This is a genomic window from Xanthomonas sp. WHRI 10207 (assembly GCF_040202975.1).
Classification (GTDB): domain Bacteria; phylum Pseudomonadota; class Gammaproteobacteria; order Xanthomonadales; family Xanthomonadaceae; genus Xanthomonas.
Genome location: NZ_JBEGDX010000002.1, coordinates 391185 through 404754, shown reverse-complemented (window position 1 = coordinate 404754; position 13570 = coordinate 391185). Strand labels below are relative to the sequence as shown.

Annotated in this window: 13 protein-coding genes and 1 other RNA gene; 7 read left to right on the top strand and 7 right to left on the bottom strand. The window is 65.2% G+C overall.

Features of this window, described 5'->3' with window-relative positions; genetic code table 11:
* Positions 1-106: 106 nt before the first annotated feature.
* Positions 107-907, top strand: a complete 801-nt coding sequence (locus tag ABQU90_RS07365) for a dienelactone hydrolase family protein (protein WP_323521292.1) — start codon at positions 107-109, stop codon at positions 905-907.
* A gap of 207 nt (positions 908-1114) precedes the next feature.
* Here ABQU90_RS07365 and ABQU90_RS07360 read toward each other — a convergent pair whose 3' ends face one another.
* A complete protein-coding gene (locus tag ABQU90_RS07360) occupies positions 1115-2113 on the bottom strand; it encodes a polyprenyl synthetase family protein (RefSeq protein ID WP_115513468.1) in 999 nt (332 codons plus the stop codon).
* A 275-nt stretch (positions 2114-2388) separates the two neighbouring features.
* Between ABQU90_RS07360 and ABQU90_RS07355 the strand changes: the two genes are divergently transcribed.
* The 5 genes from ABQU90_RS07355 (at position 2389) to ABQU90_RS07335 (ending at position 7579) form a co-directional block, all read left to right on the top strand.
* A complete protein-coding gene (locus ABQU90_RS07355; RefSeq protein ID WP_115513467.1) occupies positions 2389-2943 on the top strand; it encodes a single-stranded DNA-binding protein in 555 nt (184 codons plus the stop codon).
* Positions 2944-3597: 654 nt separating this feature from the next.
* Complete coding sequence (locus ABQU90_RS07350) at positions 3598-4500, top strand: hydroxypyruvate isomerase family protein (RefSeq protein ID WP_323521291.1); 903 nt, start codon at positions 3598-3600, stop codon at positions 4498-4500.
* Positions 4501-4530: 30 nt separating this feature from the next.
* A complete protein-coding gene (locus ABQU90_RS07345) occupies positions 4531-6216 on the top strand; it encodes a GMC oxidoreductase (protein ID WP_323521290.1) in 1686 nt (561 codons plus the stop codon).
* On the top strand, positions 6216-6791 hold the full coding sequence (locus ABQU90_RS07340) for a gluconate 2-dehydrogenase subunit 3 family protein (protein WP_323521289.1): 576 nt from the start codon (positions 6216-6218) through the stop codon (positions 6789-6791). The genes ABQU90_RS07345 and ABQU90_RS07340 overlap by 1 nt, the downstream gene beginning before the upstream one ends.
* Before the next feature lie 44 nt (positions 6792-6835).
* Positions 6836-7579 carry a 3-keto-disaccharide hydrolase gene (locus ABQU90_RS07335; protein WP_323521427.1) on the top strand — a complete coding sequence of 248 codons (744 nt, stop codon included), beginning with the start codon at positions 6836-6838 and terminating at the stop codon, positions 7577-7579.
* 42 nt (positions 7580-7621) lie between these two features.
* Here ABQU90_RS07335 and ABQU90_RS07330 read toward each other — a convergent pair.
* The 6 genes from ABQU90_RS07330 to ABQU90_RS07305 form a co-directional block, all read right to left on the bottom strand.
* Positions 7622-7697: non-coding RNA, sX9 sRNA (locus tag ABQU90_RS07330), on the bottom strand.
* Positions 7698-7757: 60 nt separating this feature from the next.
* Positions 7758-8054 carry a c-type cytochrome gene (locus tag ABQU90_RS07325; protein WP_323521288.1) on the bottom strand — a complete coding sequence of 99 codons (297 nt, stop codon included), beginning with the start codon at positions 8052-8054 and terminating at the stop codon, positions 7758-7760.
* A gap of 18 nt (positions 8055-8072) precedes the next feature.
* Positions 8073-8927, bottom strand: a complete 855-nt coding sequence (locus ABQU90_RS07320) for a sugar phosphate isomerase/epimerase family protein (protein ID WP_323521287.1) — start codon at positions 8925-8927, stop codon at positions 8073-8075.
* Positions 8928-8946: 19 nt separating this feature from the next.
* On the bottom strand, positions 8947-10071 hold the full coding sequence (locus ABQU90_RS07315) for a Gfo/Idh/MocA family protein (RefSeq protein ID WP_323521286.1): 1125 nt from the start codon (positions 10069-10071) through the stop codon (positions 8947-8949).
* An 11-nt stretch (positions 10072-10082) separates the two neighbouring features.
* Positions 10083-11300 (bottom strand): nucleoside permease, encoded by a 1218-nt coding sequence (locus tag ABQU90_RS07310; protein ID WP_323521285.1) that lies wholly within the window; start codon positions 11298-11300, stop codon positions 10083-10085.
* A 95-nt stretch (positions 11301-11395) separates the two neighbouring features.
* Positions 11396-12448 (bottom strand): sugar phosphate isomerase/epimerase family protein, encoded by a 1053-nt coding sequence (locus ABQU90_RS07305; protein WP_323521284.1) that lies wholly within the window; start codon positions 12446-12448, stop codon positions 11396-11398.
* Between the two features lie 95 nt (positions 12449-12543).
* Between ABQU90_RS07305 and ABQU90_RS07300 the strand changes: the two genes are divergently transcribed.
* The gene (locus tag ABQU90_RS07300) at positions 12544-13554 is read left to right on the top strand and encodes a LacI family DNA-binding transcriptional regulator (RefSeq protein ID WP_323521283.1); all 1011 of its coding nucleotides are present in this window, start codon (positions 12544-12546) and stop codon (positions 13552-13554) included.
* The last annotated feature ends 16 nt before the right edge of the window (positions 13555-13570 follow it).

Below are 13570 nucleotides of genomic sequence, written 5' to 3'. Positions count from 1 at the left end.
TCGACATCGGTGGGCTACCCATCCGTTGGTGGCTGTCTTCCGTGCGCCGCGACCACTCCTGCACGCCGGCTAGGCCTACACTCGCGCAAATCCCGGGAGCAAGCGCATGCACAAGCAATGGTCGTGGAGCGGTGTGGGTCTGGTCGGCGTGTTGGCGTCGTTGGCATTTCCGGCGATGGCTGCGATGCAGGCCAAGCCGCTGGAATGGAAGGTCGGCAAGGACAACTATAGCGGCGTGCTTGTCTACGACGATGCCGGCGATGCCAAGCGCCCCGGCCTGGTGATGGTGCCGAACTGGCGCGGCGTCAACGACTCGGCGGTGGCCAAGGCCAAGCAATTGGCCGGCGACGATTACGTGGTGCTGGTGGCCGATGTGTACGGCAAGGGCAAGCGTCCGGCCAACGACAGCGAGGCCGGGCAGTTCGCCGGGGCGTTGAAGAAGGACCCGCCGACGTTGCGCGCACGCGCGCTGAAAGCAGTCGACGTGCTCAAGGCGCAGGCCGGAAAGGCACCGCTGGATGCCACGCGTATCGGTGCGGTGGGTTTTTGCTTCGGCGGGACGACGGTGCTGGAACTGGTGCGTGCCGGTGCGCAGCTGGCCGGCGTGGTCAGCCTGCACGGCGGCATCGCCACGCCTAGCCCGGCCGCTGCCGGCTCGGCCAAAACCCCGCTGCTAGTGCTCAACGGCGCCGACGACAAGAGCGTGACCAAGGCGGACATCGCCGCGTTCGAAACCGAGATGAATGCTGCTGGCGCCGACTGGCAGTTCGTCAACTTCAGTGGCGCGGTGCATTGCTTTGCCGAAGCCGATGCCAACAGCCCGCCCGGTTGCCTGTACAACCCGCGCGCGGCCAAGCGTGCGTATCGCATGCTGGGCGACTTCTTCGATGAGCGGTTTGCGCGATAGCCGGAATTGGGGATTGGGGATTCGGGATTTGCAAAGCGCGGTCCCGTCCTTCAACGAATCAATCCACTGACGTCTGTGCTCAGTGATGTCCGCCGCTCAATCGTTGGGCGACCGCATGCCGGGATGGGTAAAAGCGCGAGCAACGCTGTTTTTGCGCATCCCCAACCCCAACTGCCCAGTCCCGTCCGGAGCGCCCAGCGCTTCGGATCAGTGCGTGCGTTCGACCGCGTAACGGGCCAGGCCGCGCAATGCGGCCACCGCCGGGCTGGCGGGCAGGGTGTCCAGCGCCTGTTCGGCAGCGGTGGCGTATTCGGCGGCGCGCTGACGGCTGTAGTCCAGTCCGCCGGTGGCGTGGATGGCGGCCAACACTTCCGGCATTGCAGCGGCATCGCCTTGTTCGACGATCTGCCGCAGACGCTGCTGCGTGGCCGCGTCCGAGTGCGCCATCGCATGGATCAACGGCAGCGTGGCCTTGCCTTCGGCCAGGTCGTCGCCCAGGTTCTTGCCCAGGTCGCTGGCGTCTGCGGCGTAATCGAGCACGTCGTCGGCAATCTGAAACGCAAAACCCAGCTGCATGCCGTAGTCGTACAGGCGCTGCTGCACATCGGCATTTGCGCCCGAGGCTAACGCACCCAAGCGGGTGCCGGCGGCGAACAGCACCGCGGTCTTGCGCTCGATCACGCGCAGGTAGGCGGCCTCGTCGGTGTCGGGGTTATGCACGTGCAACAGCTGCAGCACTTCGCCTTCGGCGATGCGGTTGGTGGTGTCGGCCAGGATCTGCATGACTTCCATGCGGTCCAGCTCGACCATCAACTGGAAGCTGCGCGAATACAGGAAGTCGCCCACCAGCACGCTGGGTGCATTGCCCCACAACGCGTTGGCGGTGCTGCGACCGCGGCGCAGATCCGACTCGTCCACCACATCGTCGTGCAGCAAGGTGGAGGTGTGGATGAATTCGATGATCGCCGCCAGCTGGTGGTGCTCCGGACCGGAGCCGCCGGCGGCATGACCGGCCAGCATCACCAGCATCGGGCGCAGGCGTTTGCCGCCGGCGGAGATGATGTGATCGGCGATCTGATTGATCAGCACGACGTCCGAGGCCAGGCGGCGGCGGATCAGCGCATCCACCGCGGCCATGTCGGGCGCGGCGAGGGACTGGATCTGGGGCAGGCCCAGGACGGTGGGGAGGTCTTCGGCGATGGTCATGCGCAGGCGTTCGTGATGTGCGCCGATTATAGGTGCCCGGGCCGGATCCGTCCCGCCGGGCGCAACCGGCGCCTTCACATTGGCGGTAGCGTGCGGCCGGGATTGGGGCCACAAAGGCCCGCGCGGGCTGGATTTCCGACCCCGGGCAGGGCGCTTGCCCGGCAGCCGTGCGCGGCAACCCGCCAGGACCGCTGACGGGCAGGTGCGGTAACATTGCCGCACAGACATTCATCGCTGCGCGCCCCCGGCGCCAGCGCATCATCTCGGAAGCACCTATGGCCCGCGGCATCAACAAAGTCATCCTCGTCGGCAACCTCGGCAACGATCCCGACACCAAGTACACCCAGGCCGGCATGGCGATCACCCGCGTGAGCCTGGCGACCACCAGCATGCGCAAGGATCGCGAAGGCAATAACCAGGAGCGCACCGAGTGGCATCGCGTGGTGTTCTTCGGAAAGCTGGGCGAAATTGCCGGTGAGTACCTGCGCAAGGGCTCGCAGGTGTATGTCGAAGGCGAACTGCGCTACGACAAGTACACCGGTCAGGACGGCGTTGAAAAGTACAGCACCGACATCGTCGCCAACGAGATGCAGATGCTTGGCGGCCGTGGTGAAGGCGGTGGTGGCGGCGGTGGCATGGGCGGCGATCGCCCGCAGCGCGCACAGGCCCCGCGCCAGCAGCAGGGCGGTGGTGGCGGTGGACAAGGCGGCGGCTACGGTGGTGGCGATGGCGGCGGCGGGCAGGACTATGCCCCGCGTCGTCAGCAGCCGGCCCAGAAGCAGTCCGCGCCGCCGATGGACGATTTTGCGGATGACGATATTCCGTTCTAAGGAATATCTTTTTAAAAATGTAAAAAGGGGCCCTTTGCGCATTTGCCAAGGGCCTTTTTTGTTGTTAACGATCTCCAACAAGGTCCGACGACTCGTGTTTGATACGCACAGAATTTTCTAGACAGCTCATGGCCACGGAAAATGGCTGATTCGGAGGTTCCATGCGCCGCCCGAACTGTTCCAGGTGCAGCTGACCTCGTCACCGCTGTGGTAGTCCGCTGGGTAGTAGTCGCTGATCCTCATGGCGGCCCGGGCGTCTCTTGGGGAATCGCACCGAAAACTCCAGCAGGTCGGCTCAATTTTCGCTTCGTGGGCGAGGCAGGGTCCGCTGAGATAGGCGGGATGACCGAAGGCGAAACGCGGCGCTAAAGCGATGCTAGGCGTTAACAAGTTGCCCGCTTGCGCGCGGCGTTGTAGACACAAAAACTCCGGTCGGCATCGACTGGATGGACTGGGATCGTCTAGTAGTCCACCTCCTGCGACGCACGGCATTCCATCACCGTCATGCAGCGCTGGCGCGACAGGCGTTTTGCTCTGCAGCATGGGTTTCGTGCACTGCGTCTTGCAAAAAAGCGATTCCCTACTTTATGGTGCAATCGATTGAATCACGGTGAATCCTTAGCATTTGATACCGGTTGGGAGGCCGGAAAACGGATGTCTATCCAATCGAGCGGGCCGGCGCCGGCCCCGGGGTTCACGCGACGGGATGCGCTGCGCGTTGCTGTCGCCGGGAGCGTTGGCCTCGGCGTTGCGGGCATGTTGCCTGCGTTTGCCGCTGCCACTGCAGAGCCGCGCAAGAGCAACCTGAAGCATTCCGTGGCCCGCTGGACGTTTCCGCAGCAGTCGATCGCCCAGCTTTGCCAGACGGTGAAGGGCATTGGGTTCGCCGCCATCGATCTGGTCGGCCCGGCGGATTGGCCTGCGCTGAAGGCCAATGGCGTGTATAGCTCGATGTGCAACGGCGCGGAGATGGGCCTGGACAAGGGCTTCGCCGGCAGCCAGTTCCACGACCAGCTGGTCGAGCGCTACACGCGGCACATCGATCTGGTGGCCGATGCCGGCTATCGCAACCTCATCTGTTTTTCCGGCAACCGCAACGGTAGGGACCCCAAGGAAGGCATGGTCCACGCCGAAGCCGGACTCAAGCGCATTCTCGGACATGCCGAGAAGCGCGGCGTCGTGCTGGTGATGGAACTGCTGAACTCCAAGGTCGATCATCCCGACTACCTGTGCGACACCTCGGCATGGGGCGTCGAGCTGTGCCGGCGCATCGGCTCGGATCATTTCGGCCTTCTGTACGACATCTACCACATGCAAATCATGGAGGGCGACATTATCGCCACCATCGGCAAGCATCACGCTTTCTTCAAGCATTATCACACCGCGGGCGTGCCTGGCCGGCACGAGATCGGAGACGATCAGGAACTCCACTATCCCGCCATCTGTCGCGCGATCCGCGATACCGGTTTCGACGGCTATCTGGCGCAGGAATTCATTCCTACGGCGCCGGATCCTGTCGGCTCGCTGCGCGAGGCAATCCGCCTCTGCGACGTCTGAAACGCTATCCACCCAGGTGAAGTAGAACCCATGGCAGACAATCACTACGACGCCATCGTCGTTGGCTCGGGAATCAGTGGCGGTTGGGCGGCGAAGGAGCTGACCGAGAAAGGCCTCAAGGTCCTGATGCTGGAACGCGGACGCAACATCGAGCACGTCAAGGACTATGTAAACGCGATGAAGGAAGTGTGGGATTTCCCGCACTACAACCGGCCGACCCAGGCGATGAAGGCCGACTATCCGGTGTTGAAGCGCGACTACGGCTTGGTCGAGAACCTGCAGGGCATGTGGGCGAACGAACAGGAATCGCCCTACACCGAACTCAAGCGATTCGACTGGTACCGCGCCTATCACGTGGGTGGTCGCTCGCTGCTGTGGGGACGGCAGAGCTATCGCCTGTCGGACCTGGATTTCCAGGCCAATCTCAAGGACGGCATCGCCACCGATTGGCCGATCCGCTACGCCGACCTCGCGCCCTGGTACGACTACGTGGAGAAGTTCGCCGGCATCGCCGGCACGCGCGAGGGCCTGGACGTGTTGCCCGATGGTGAGTTCCTGCCGCCGATCCCGTTGAACATCGTCGAAAAGGACGTGGCCGCGCGGATCAAGAAGGCCTTCGGTGGGACCAGGCACCTGATTCACTCGCGCACCGCGAACATCACCCAGCCCATGGTCGAGCAGGGCCGCGTCAACTGTCAGTATCGCAACAAGTGCATCCTGGGCTGTCCCTTCGGCGCCTACTTCTCGACCCAGTCGGCGACGCTGCCGGCGGCCATGAAGACCGGCAACCTGACGTTGCGGCCCTTCTCGATCGTCAAGGAAGTGCTTTACGACAAGGACCGCAAGCGTGCGCGGGGCGTGGAGATCATCGATGCCGAGAGCGGACAGACCTATCAGTACACGGCCAAGGTCATTTTCCTTAACGCGTCCTCCTTCAACTCGAGCTGGCTGCTGATGAACTCGGCCACCGATGTCTGGGAAGGCGGACTGGGTTCTTCGTCCGGCGAGCTAGGGCACAACGTGATGGACCATCATTTCGGCGCGGGCGCCTCCGGCCGGATCGAGGGCTTTGAGGACAAGTACTACTTCGGCCGTCGTCCCTGCGGTTTCTACATTCCGCGGTTCCGTAACGTCGCCGCGGACAGACGCGGCTACCTGCGCGGGTTCGGCTATCAGGGCAGCGCTAGCCGCACCGGGTGGTCGCGCGAGATCGCCGAATTGAACATCGGCGCTGACCTGAAGGACGCGCTGACCCTGCCGGGCAAATGGCGCATCGGCATGACCGGATTCGGCGAAATGCTGCCTCACCACGACAATGCGATTCGCCTGGACCCGCAGCGCAAGGACAAATGGGGATTGCCGGTGCTGGCGATGGATGTGTCCCTGCGCGCGAACGAAAAGGCCATGCGCAAGGACATGGCCGCGGATGCCGCGGAGATGCTGGAGGCCGCCGGGGTCAAGGACGTGCAGATGCACGATGACGACTACGCCCCGGGCAAGGGCATCCATGAGATGGGCACTGCCCGCATGGGCCGCGACCGCAGCAACTCGGTGCTGAACCAGCACAACCAGGTCTGGGACGCGCCGAACGTCTACGTGACCGACGGCGCCTGCATGACGTCCAGCGCCTGCGTGAATCCCTCGCTGACCTACATGGCGCTGACGGCGCGGGCGGCCGATCACGCCGTGCGCGAGCTGAAAGCGGGGAACCTGTGATGGAACGTCGCGAACTGCTGAAGATGATCGTCGCCGCCACGGGCGCAGCCATGGTCGGCCTGCCTGCGCTCGTGCATGGACAGGCGCCGGCCGCGGGGGCGAAGACGCTCTTCTCCGCCGCCGAGGTCGGCATGCTGGACGAGATCGCAGAGACCATCCTGCCGCGGACCGCAACGCCGGGGGCGAAGGACGCCGGCGCTGGCCCGTTCATGGCGCAATTCGTTACCGACTGCTATGCCGCCCGGGAGCAGGCGACATTCCGCGCCGGGTTGATCGAGATCGATAAACGCGCCGGCGGCAGATTCGTGTCGCTGGCGCCGCAGGCGCGCACCGAGCTGCTGCGCGCTCTGGATGCAGAAGCCAGGAAACATGTCGTCGAAACGACCGATACCGGCACCGCCGAAATGGCGGGAGCGATCCCGCATTACTTCACCATGATCAAGCAGCTAGCCATCTTCAGCTTCTTCACCTCGAAGGTCGCGGCGACCGAAGTGCTGCGCTACGTCGCCGTGCCGGGTCGCTACGACGGCGACATGGCCTACACCCCCGGTACGCCCGCTTGGGCGATCAACTGATGGACCGCAAGGATTTGCCGATGCGCCACTTCCCCGGGAACACGATGACCAGGCCCCTGCTGATGGTGGCGTGCCTGCTGGCCGCAGCGCCTGCGTTAGCGCAGACCAGCGGCGACCCGTCGCGCGATCCGGCCAAGACCGAGGTGTGGACGCCCGTACCCGCGATCGTGGCCACGCGCGCTGGCGGCGCGCCCTCCGATGCGATCGTGCTGTTCGATGGCAAAGATCTCTCCGCCTGGGAGTCGGAGCAGGGCGGTCGTGCACCGTGGAGCGTTGCCGACGGCGCGCTGACTGTGGTCCCGGGGAGCAAGGGCATCCGGACCAAGCAGCGCTTCTGCGACATCCAGCTGCATGTCGAGTGGCGCACGCCCACCGCGACCCGAGGTTTCGAAGGCCAGCAGCGGGGGAACAGCGGCATCTTCCTGCAGGAACTGTATGAGCTGCAGGTGCTCGACAGCGACAACAACCCGACCTATGCCAACGGCCAGGCCGGCGCGATCTACAAGCAGGCCATTCCGCTGGTAAACGCATCGCGTGCGCCGGGCGAGTGGCAGGCCTACGACATCATCTGGAAGGCGCCCCGCTTTTCGCCGGGGGGTGGGCTCGCCTCACCGGCCCGCATCACCGTCCTCCATAACGGCGTGCTGGCGCAGAACGACACCGTCCTGTCGGGCAAGACCGAGTACATCGGCGCCCCGTCGTACTCGCCACACGCGTGCGCGCCGATCTTCCTGCAGGAGCACGATTCCAAGGTCAGCTACCGCAATATCTGGGTGCGCGAGCTGTAACGCCGGAACGCCGGCGCGCAGTTGGCGCCGGTCGCTGAGAGCGGCTAACAACACGTAGCGAGCAGTCGTCAGGTGGGCGTGGGCGGCGCGCAGCAACCGCAGCGTACGAGTGGTACATGCCGTACCGCGCACCGGCCGTGCCCGCCTGGCGGCTGCGCAGTCGTTTTGTGAGTTGCTCTTATTGCGCCAGGAAGCTGGCGATATCGTCGACTTCCTGTTGCGACAGCTGCGAAAAGGGCGGCATCAACCCGCCGCCCTTGCTGATTTTTTCCTTGATCTGCGCGGGCGGCAGCCGCTTGCCCACGTCGGTAAGCGCGGGGAACGTAGGTGGGACGCCCGCGCGATTGGCACCATGGCAGGCCGTGCAGTGCGTTGCGTAGAGCTGCGCGCCGGCCGTCGGGTCGTCCTTGCACCACGCCGTGGTCGCAAACGTCCCCCCCAGCAAAGCCACGGCGATTGTCAGGATCGTTTTCAAGCGAGGCTCCTTAGCGCGCTAGCGATGCGCGCCGGCGGGCAGTTGTTCACGCAGGTAGTCAGCACCGGTCTGGATAACCGTGGCCGGATCGCGCGGACGGTCGTGCTCGATGATGTACCAGCGCACGCCGGCACCCGCTGCGGCAGGCAGGATCGCATTCCAGTCCAGCACGCCCTGGCCGACGGAGGCGAAGCCGCCCTCGTCCTCGGCTTGGCCTTTCGGGGCATTGTCCTTGGCATGTACTGCGAACATGCGGCCCTTGAACTTGCCCAGCATCACCGCCGGGTCGTAGCCTGCGCGCGCAACCCAGGCCAGGTCCAACTCGGTCTTGAGATCGGGGCCCGCCGCTGCGAACAGCAGTTCCAGACCGGTCTTGCCATTGAAGTCGACCAGTTCGAAGTCGTGGTTGTGGTAGGCCAGTTGCATGCCCTTGGCACGTAGCCGCTTCGCGATTTGGCCCAGTTCCTGGCCCAATGCGGTCCAGCCTGCGGCATCGGTCGGCCGATCCTTCTCTTCCAGGTAAGGCACTACCAGTGTCGTGTTGCCGATCGACCGGTTGAAGGCCACCACGGCGTCCAGGTTCTTGCGCAGTTCGGCCAGTTGCACGTGCGACGAGATCGCCTTGATCGAATACTTGTCGAGCAGCTGCTTGAGTTGCGCAGCGCTGACGTTGTGCATGCCGACCGTTTCCACCGCGCCCACGCCCGCGTCATGGACGATCTTCAGCTGTTGGTCGAGCGAGCCGGCGTTGCGCAGCGTGTACATCTGCACCGCGATGGGTTTTTGCGGGCCGGCGGCGTCGCGCGCGAAGGCGGGCAGGGCGACGAGGAGCAGCAGTGCGAGGGTTGCGGTCCTGCATAGGGCTGTACGCATGAAGAAGTCCTCCCGGGATTCAATCGATGGCCGTCCAGGCGCGCGTCCTGGCCGATTTGATGACGCGATCGACGATCAACGCCGAGCGCACTCCGTCTTCGAAGGTAGGCAGGCCTTCCGGCCGCTCCCCTTCGATGGCGCGATAGGTGTCGGCGACAAACGCCTCGAAACAATTGCCATAGCCTTGCGCATGCCCGGCCGGCAACGTCGACAGCCGGCGTTGTTCGGCACTGCCGGCACCCGGCCCGCGTACGAAGATTTCCTCGCGCTGGTCGGGCAGGCCGATCCACAGCCGTTCGGCGTCTTCCTGGTCGAACGCCACGCTGGCCCTGGCGCCATCGATCTCGAACCAGAGACGATTGCGGCGTCCCGCCGAGACCTGGCTGACCGTCAATGACGCCAGCGTGCCCGCGCCGGTTCTGAACATCGCTGCGGCCACGTCCTCGCTCGCGACCGCCTGCACCGCGCCGCCCGCCGTCGGCGTGCTGAAGCTCTGACCGGTGAGGGCGCCGCGCTCGGCGATCACGGTCGCGAAGGCAGCGCTGACCTCGACAAAACGCTCGCCGCCGACCCATTCCACCAGGTCGCACCAGTGCGAGCCGATGTCGGCGAACACGCGCGATGCGCCGCCCAGCGCCGGGTCCACGCGCCAGTTGTTGCTGGCAGGGTCCAATAGCCAGTCCTGCAGATAGCTGCCGTGGATCAGGCGCAGCGGCCCCAGCTCGCCCTGCGCGATGCGCGCGCGCGCCTCGCGGATCACCGGGTGATAGCGGTAGACGAAGGGGACCGTGGCAACCAGCCCGGTCGAGGCGGCCAGTGCCACCAATGCTTGGGCGTCTTGCAACGTGGTGGCCAGGGGTTTTTCGCAGATCACGTGCTTGCCGGCTTGCAGCGCCGCCTGCGCCATGGCGCGGTGCAGATGGTTGGGTGTGCAGACGTGCACCACCTGCACCTGCGGATCGGCGACCACCTCCTCGATGTCGCGATAGGCGCGCGGCACACCCCATGACTGCGCCACGTCGCGTGCGCGTTGCGGGGAAGAGGCGGCGATGCCGCGGACCTCGGCACCGGCCAGCAGCGCCGCGCGACGATGCACGGCGCCGATCATGCCGGTGCCGACGATGGCGATTCCAAGCTTGCTCATCGGGTGGGTTCTCAGGGCGTGGAGGGCGTGGCCGCGACGACAGGCCGGTCGCGGAAGAGCAACAGGAAGGCGATCAACACGACCAACGCCACGCCTGCCGGGAACAGCCAGATCTGCTGCCAGTCCGGGCCCGCCGCCGTGGTGTAGTGCTCCACGACCGCGCCGGACAGGAACGTGCCGATCAACATGCCCACGCCGTACGTGGCCAGGGTGATGAACCCCTGCGCGCTGCTGCGCGCGGCGGGGCCGGCATGCGCATCGGTGTAGATCTGGCCGGTGACGAAGAAGAAGTCGTAGCAGATGCCGTGCAGCAGGATGCCGATCACCAGCAAGGAGAAACCGCTACCCGCATCGCCAAAGGCGAACATCACGTAGCGCAGCACCCACGCTGCCATGCCCAGCGCCAGCATCGTCTTGACCCCCAACCGCACGAACAGGAACGGCATGGCCAGCATCAACAGCACTTCGGACACCTGCCCCAGCGATTGCAGGCCGGCTGCGCCACGCACGCCCAGATCGTTGAGATACGGGTTGGTGAAGTTGTAGTAGAACGCCAGCGGGATGCAGATGGCGATGGATGCCAGGAAGAACACCAAATAGGAGCGCGACTTCAGAAGCCGCAGCGAGTCCAGTCCCAGCATCTGTCCCAGTCCGGCGTCGCGCTGTTGCGCCAGCGGCGGCGTGTGCGGCAGGGTGAAGGCATACAGGCCCAGGGCCAGCGATGCCATCGCCGCCATCCGGAACGTCAGTTCGAGCCGGTGCGCCTGTTCCCAGCCCAGCCAGCCGATCATCACGCCCGCCACGATCCAGCCGACGCTGCCAGCGACGCGCACCGGCGGAAACTGTTTTTCAGGCGATTGCATGTGCCGCATCGCCACGCTGTTGGCCAGTGCCAGCGTCGGCATGAACAGCAGCATGTACCCCATGACGCAGGCGGAGAACATGCCGAAGCTCGTCGCCGTGGATGCCAGCCACATGAGCGCCGCACCTGCCAGGTGCAGCACCGCGAGGATGCGCTGCGCCGCGAAGTAGCGATCTGCGACCAAGCCGACCAGGAAGGGCGCCAAGATGGCGCCGATGGACTGGCTGAGGAATGCGGTCGCCACCTGGCTCGCGCTGGCCTTGAGGGGGCCCTGCACCAGGTACGTGCCCAGGGTCACGAACCACGCTCCCCAGATGAAGAACTGCAGAAACATCATCGCGCCCAAGCGCGACATGGTGTGCCTCATGGCTTGCCCTCCCAGGCGGTATTGGCTTAGAGCGTGTGATGTACTTTGAAGTGAGTGCGAAGCGTCCTGCGGCGCGTCGAGACGCATAACACGCTCTATGTCCCCAGCATGCGGCGCAGCGATTCCGGATCGGCGCCGCTGTCGGCAAAGTCGTCGAACGCGCGTTCGGTCACGCGGATGATGTGGTCCCGAATAAACGCCGCACCCTCGCGTGCGCCGTCTTCCGGATGCTTCAGGCAACACTCCCACTCCAGCACCGCCCAGCCCGGGAAATCGTATTGCGCGAATTTCGAGAAGATCGCCTTGAAGTCGATCTGGCCGTCACCGAGCGAACGGAACCGCCCCGGACGATCGATCCAGTCCTGGTAGCCGCCGTAGACGCCGCTGTGCGCACTGGCGCGATACTCCGCGTCCTTGACATGGAAGATGCCGATGCGCGCGTGATACCGGTCGATGAAGCCCAGGTAGTCCATCTGCTGCAGCAGCAAGTGGCTGGGGTCGTACAGGATCTTGGCGCGTGGGTGATGGTCTACGACATCAAGGAAGCGCTCGAAGGTCGCCCCGTCGTGCAGGTCCTCGCCCGGGTGGATCTCGAAGCACAGGTCCACGCCGCAGGCGTCGAAGGCATCCAGAATGGGGCGCCAGCGGCGGCCGAGTTCGGCGAAGGCTTCTTCCACCAGCCCGGGCGGCCGCTGCGGCCAGGGGTAGAAGTAAGGCCAGGCCAGCGCGCCGGAGAACGTGGCATGCGCTGTCAGCCCCAGGCGCTGGCTGGCCTTGGCCGCCAACAGCAATTGTTCAACCGCCCAGGCCTGGCGGGCGGCGGGGTTACCGCGCTTGTCTGACGGTGCGAATCCGTCGAACAGCTGATCGTAGGCTGGGTGTACGGCGACCAGCTGCCCCTGCAAGTGGGTCGACAACTCGGTGACTTGCAGCCCGTGCCCGGCCAGCATGCCGGCGATGTCGTCGCAGTACGCCTGGCTCTGCGCGGCCTGGGCCAGATCGAACAGGTGCGGCGCGCTGGTCGGCACTTGTACGCCAGAATACCCCAGGCCCGCAGCCCAACCGGCCAGTGTGTCCAAGCGATTGAAGGGAGGTGTGTCGGCGATGAACTGTGCCAGGAATAGCGCCGGACCCTTGAGCGTCTTCAACGTAATTCGCCCTCATGCAATCGATTGAATCATCCTAGCATGGGCTTTCCGCAAGACCCGTTGTGCACTGCACAGCAGAAAGAAGAATCAAGGTCATGGCTACAACCATCTACGACATCGCAAAGCACGTTGGTGTCACCGCCGGCACGGTGTCGCGGGCGCTTTCCCGGCCGGAAAAAGTCCTGCCCGCCACGCGCACGCGCATCGAGCAGGCCGCCGCGGCGCTGGGCTATGTCCCCAACACAGTGGCCAGGACGCTCAAGACCCAGCGCAGCGGCAAGCTCCTGGTTACCGTCCCGGACATCGCCAATCCATTCTTCGCCCAGATCCTGCAGGGTGCGGAGGACGCGGCGCAGGCCGTCGGCTACGCCGTCCTGCTGGGTGATACCCAGCACCAGCCCGATCGCGAGGAGCGCTACGCGCAGATGCTTCTCCGTAACGAGGCAGACGGCCTGATCGTGCTGGGGCACGGCCTCCCGCCGACGGCGCGTGAGATCGTCAAGCAGCTAGGCGCCGCCGCGCCGGTGGTCAACGGATGCGAGTTCGACCCGGCGCTTGGCATCCCCAGCGTCCACATCGACAACGCGGCCGCCGCGCGCGCCATGATGGAACACCTGTATGGACTGGGGCACGAGCGGGTCGCCGTGGTGGGCGGCCCGCCCGACAATCCGCTGCACCAGCAACGCCTGGAAGGGGCCCGGGCCTCCGGCAAGGCACGCGGCCGTCTGCGCAAACTGACCGTCGTGCCGGGCGACTTCTCGGTAGAATCCGGCCATGCGGCTGCGATGGCGCTACTGGCCCGTGTGCCCGCGCCGACCGCGATCTTCTGCTTCAGCGATCAAATGGCGCTGGGCGCCCTGGCCGCCTGCCGGGACCTGGGTATCCGCGTGCCGGACGACCTGTCCATTGTCGGCTTCGACGACCTGGCGTCGTCGAGTTACCTCACGCCGCCATTGACGACCATCCGCCAACCCATGCGAGAGATCGGTGTCCGCGCGGTCAACCTGCTGCTCGCCATCATCGAAAGGGTGGACGTGCCGCTGCAGCAGACGCTGGATTTCAGCTTGATGCTGCGCGGATCCACGGGTGCGCCGAGGGCGAGGTGACGGCAGGGTCAGTCAG

Coding starts and splice junctions, on each gene's coding strand:
- ABQU90_RS07310 (WP_323521285.1), bottom strand. CDS start 11,300: ATGAGGCACACCATGTCGCGCTTGGGCGCGATGATGTTTCTGCAGTTC.
- ABQU90_RS07340 (WP_323521289.1), top strand. CDS start 6,216: ATGGAACGTCGCGAACTGCTGAAGATGATCGTCGCCGCCACGGGCGCA.
- ABQU90_RS07350 (WP_323521291.1), top strand. CDS start 3,598: ATGTCTATCCAATCGAGCGGGCCGGCGCCGGCCCCGGGGTTCACGCGA.
- ABQU90_RS07320 (WP_323521287.1), bottom strand. CDS start 8,927: ATGCGTACAGCCCTATGCAGGACCGCAACCCTCGCACTGCTGCTCCTC.
- ABQU90_RS07315 (WP_323521286.1), bottom strand. CDS start 10,071: ATGAGCAAGCTTGGAATCGCCATCGTCGGCACCGGCATGATCGGCGCC.
- ABQU90_RS07345 (WP_323521290.1), top strand. CDS start 4,531: ATGGCAGACAATCACTACGACGCCATCGTCGTTGGCTCGGGAATCAGT.
- ABQU90_RS07365 (WP_323521292.1), top strand. CDS start 107: ATGCACAAGCAATGGTCGTGGAGCGGTGTGGGTCTGGTCGGCGTGTTG.
- ABQU90_RS07355 (WP_115513467.1), top strand. CDS start 2,389: ATGGCCCGCGGCATCAACAAAGTCATCCTCGTCGGCAACCTCGGCAAC.
- ABQU90_RS07335 (WP_323521427.1), top strand. CDS start 6,836: ATGACCAGGCCCCTGCTGATGGTGGCGTGCCTGCTGGCCGCAGCGCCT.
- ABQU90_RS07300 (WP_323521283.1), top strand. CDS start 12,544: ATGGCTACAACCATCTACGACATCGCAAAGCACGTTGGTGTCACCGCC.
- ABQU90_RS07360 (WP_115513468.1), bottom strand. CDS start 2,113: ATGACCATCGCCGAAGACCTCCCCACCGTCCTGGGCCTGCCCCAGATC.